The sequence below is a fragment of the Zhongshania sp. genome (genome assembly GCF_041623545.1).
GTDB lineage: Bacteria > Pseudomonadota > Gammaproteobacteria > Pseudomonadales > Spongiibacteraceae > Spongiibacter.
The window spans coordinates 1-3,208 of the sequence record NZ_JBFJWS010000344.1; the positions used below are offsets into that span (position 1 = coordinate 1).

Annotated in this window: 3 protein-coding genes and 1 pseudogene; 1 reads left to right on the forward strand and 3 read right to left on the reverse strand. The window is 45.5% G+C overall.

The features are described from left to right. A pseudogene (locus tag ABYT30_RS17570) lies at nucleotides 1-444 on the reverse strand (hypothetical protein); the annotation flags it as partial. A 592-nt stretch (nucleotides 445-1,036) separates the two neighbouring features. On the opposite strand from ABYT30_RS17570, the gene ABYT30_RS17575 reads away from it, so the two are divergent. Beyond that, nucleotides 1,037-2,038, forward strand: a complete 1,002-nt coding sequence (locus ABYT30_RS17575; protein WP_373097777.1) for a helix-turn-helix domain-containing protein — start codon at nucleotides 1,037-1,039, stop codon at nucleotides 2,036-2,038. A 163-nt stretch (nucleotides 2,039-2,201) separates the two neighbouring features. On the opposite strand, the gene ABYT30_RS17580 is transcribed toward ABYT30_RS17575, so the two are convergent. Beyond that, entirely contained in the window at nucleotides 2,202-2,831 is a 630-nt protein-coding gene (locus tag ABYT30_RS17580) for a hypothetical protein (protein WP_373097779.1), read from the reverse strand. A 22-nt stretch (nucleotides 2,832-2,853) separates the two neighbouring features. Next, a complete protein-coding gene (locus ABYT30_RS17585; protein WP_373084841.1) occupies nucleotides 2,854-3,171 on the reverse strand; it encodes a twin-arginine translocation signal domain-containing protein in 318 nt (105 codons plus the stop codon). Nucleotides 3,172-3,208 lie beyond the last annotated feature (37 nt).

The following is a 3,208-nucleotide window of genomic DNA, read 5'->3' on the forward strand; positions in this document are numbered from 1 at the left end:
CATAAGCGCACAACCCATCATGCATAAACTGATGCACAGTGCGAACCACGCGTTGTCTGGTAGCGGGTAATGCACATCGGCAGTGCCTGAAATAATTAGCCAGCCGAAGACCCAGTAGGGGCCCAAAACCATGAGAAAAGCATTAACACCCCCTAGCACCGTGGCACGTTGCTGCCAGCCCGGATCAGGAAAGGCTAAGTCTTTCAACAACCAAACAAAACCATAAGTTCCGTGCATGGCAAGAAATATCCACGCCGCGCTACTGCCGGCAGCTGGCGTTTTACCAAGGTAAAACCACATAAGCAAACCAAGAAATACAAAAGTGCCAAATTTTTGAAAATTAATAATCCATGATAACTTCCAAGGGCGTGGCCCGCCGCCTATATCCTGAACAAGCCAATAATTTAAATTACGCAGCTTACTGGCCCAGGAAGGAGCGGGCATTTTTTGAGAGCCAGCTGTAGGATTTGATGATTTCATAAACGGCCTCTATTCCTCATTACTAGACCCTCTGGGATCCGCACGCCTATAGAGTCTTTGACCAGATATATCATAAATATTATTCCTGAAATTTATTCTGATTTACGTCACTTGTCTTACGCGATTATCTTGCGCGATTTCAATTCAGGTAGTATTAACTTCTCTTGATCACCCGCATAGAACACTGCACGCCAACTTAATTGCCACTTCACGCCAATGCTCTGACCGGTTATGCACACGATCTCGCCGGTGACGGTAAAATTTAGTAACAAAAAATAAAGCGCACTTTTGCATGTTGTTAATCTTAAATTAATATCCTCCCGCAACATCATTACCTTCGACGCGGACAAGATCATTTATGGCTAATTAGAATGACACTGGGGCGGGGATACTCAATTTCGTCGATATACTCTACACTCAAACCAAGAGACCACGATAAAATTAACGGTACGTCCTTAATGGGACTCGAGATTGGTTATTCCAGTACATCGAAAATTCCAAGTAAACTCTGGGAAGTCCAAAACACAGTGGAAATTTAAATTAGCCTGGAGAAGCCATGTTCCAAGAGCTTAGAGTTATCGCATCAGTGTACCGTGGATTAATATCCATTCTTCGAGAGGAGGGGCTCTCGTCCGCCCTTCTTTCCGATAAAATTGGTATTAATGTCGAGACCCTAACGGCTCCGCTAGTGGAATTAAGCCTTGAGCAGGTCACTACTTTATGGGAATTAGGCTACGGCGTTAGAGGCCCCATAATCGGTATAGACGCAGCCAAGCGAATTCGTCTTGTCGACTTCCAAGATATCGGAGTCTTTTTAACAGCCACCGAAAATGTCGGAGAGCTGCTAAAACAGCTTGACAACTACTCACCACTTTTCAGCAATGTAATGGAAATTAATGTAGTTGAGACCCTCACAGGAATTGAGCTAACACTAAGCTACAACGCGACGGTTCCCCTCGTTTGTGAACGTCTAGACTTTCTGGCCTTGTCTACCGTTGTACTGGTATCACAGTACCTAGACAGCCCGCTATGCTTATCAGCGGCTGAGTCCATTAGACAACAGCCCATCGAGACGGGACACTGGGATAACGCTTTCGGCGTTAAAGTAAAATGGGGCGCTAAGGTAACTCGGCTTACCGTAGCAAGAAGTGAGACCTGCAAACCGGTACTAACCCGTAACGAACAGCTCAAAAAAGAGCTTCAACTATTGCTTAATCAGCGACTGCGTAAAGGTTTAAAGGCCCACCCCGCGGATGAGATACGAACCACGATGATGAAGCAAATGGTAACCCAAGTACCAACTATAAATTCTGTCGCTGACGCCATGCATATTAGTCCTCGCACTTTACAGCGCCGCTTGTCGGCTGGTGATGCCTCATTTAGCGATTTGCTTTTAGAGCTTCGCAAAGATATGGCAAAAAACTATATTACCCTGGGACTATCTACTAGCGATATCGCCGAGCGATTGGGCTATACCGACGTACCTAGTTTCAATCGAGCATTCAAGCGCTGGGAAGGTATGACACCAAGCCAATACAGCAAACGCTTAGATAAATAAGTCACCCTATAGTGCTGCGCATAAATTTCAGCAGTTTAGTGTTCGACAGAAGCGAAACGTATACAAACAAACGATAGGAATAGTAGCAGCGCCCCCACACATCGTCGATGATGGGGCTCGCTGCGGTATACATAAAGCAATTATCTTACCGACCTCAAGAAAACTAAGCTTGCTCGCTACCGTCTACCTCACAGGCATCGCCTATATTATTGCCATTCTGATCGGCTTGGTCTTGGTTCACATCAAATGGGCAGTTATCGTCTGCATCGGACAGTCCATCATTATCAAGATCGAGAATTGCTTCAGCCAGTACAATGTTAAACTTTCCGTTTGTTAAGGTTTGAGCTTGCCCACCAACCCCTAATAGCGTTGCGCTGAAATAGCCGTTAACGCTGCGGTCATTAGCCTCTGTGACGGTTAATTTGCAACTTTCACTGCGCAAAGGCGATTCGTTACCGCGTTGTAGCGTAACCTTTAGACTTCCAGTGCTGCAGCGGTAAGTTCCCACTTTTGGAGTGAGAGAACTAATTTCCCAGTAACTATCATCGCTCACTTTACTCACGACGTTTAAATTACGCGCTTCTGCACCGGCAGCGGTATAGCGTATGTCACCACTATAGCCATGATAAACATTGTTAACATAGCCGCTAATCCTAGCCTGCTCCTGATTTGAACTGTTTGAATTTTCCTGGATACCTGAAGATTCGCCACCGCCACTGCCACCGCCGCCACCACATGCGGCGAGAGTTGACAGCAGTGTCGCGACATAAAAATACTTGTTTAAATAATTCATTTAAAACTCCTTGTCAGTCCAATTAAGCCGTTAAGCTTGCGCTTCTGACGAAAAGCCGGGTGAGTCGATATTCACCGGCCAGGCCGCTGTATATACTTTTGTAATCGACCTGACCATACTCTTCAGTAAATCGCTGGGCGAATATCTGTACATGCTTTTTATGTAGTTTCTTAGAAGTCTTTGTCTGTCTTAGCAATACTTCTTCGATATACGCTATTTGGGCATTTAAGTCTGCGCACCTCGCACCATTTATTTTCAGCACTCCGGGAGCCATCATCAGGCCCGCGAGGCCGGTGGAGCCTTTGATAAAGCTTCGACGGCTAATAGATTTTTTATTCATTTTTTATTATCTCCTAATTCCAAGGACTGCAGGTCAG

Excerpts from the sequence above, each read along its gene's own strand:
- ABYT30_RS17575 (WP_373097777.1), top strand. The coding sequence starts at position 1,037 with ATGTTCCAAGAGCTTAGAGTTATCGCATCAGTGTACCGTGGATTAATA.
- ABYT30_RS17580 (WP_373097779.1), bottom strand. The coding sequence starts at position 2,831 with ATGAATTATTTAAACAAGTATTTTTATGTCGCGACACTGCTGTCAACT.
- ABYT30_RS17585 (WP_373084841.1), bottom strand. The coding sequence starts at position 3,171 with ATGAATAAAAAATCTATTAGCCGTCGAAGCTTTATCAAAGGCTCCACC.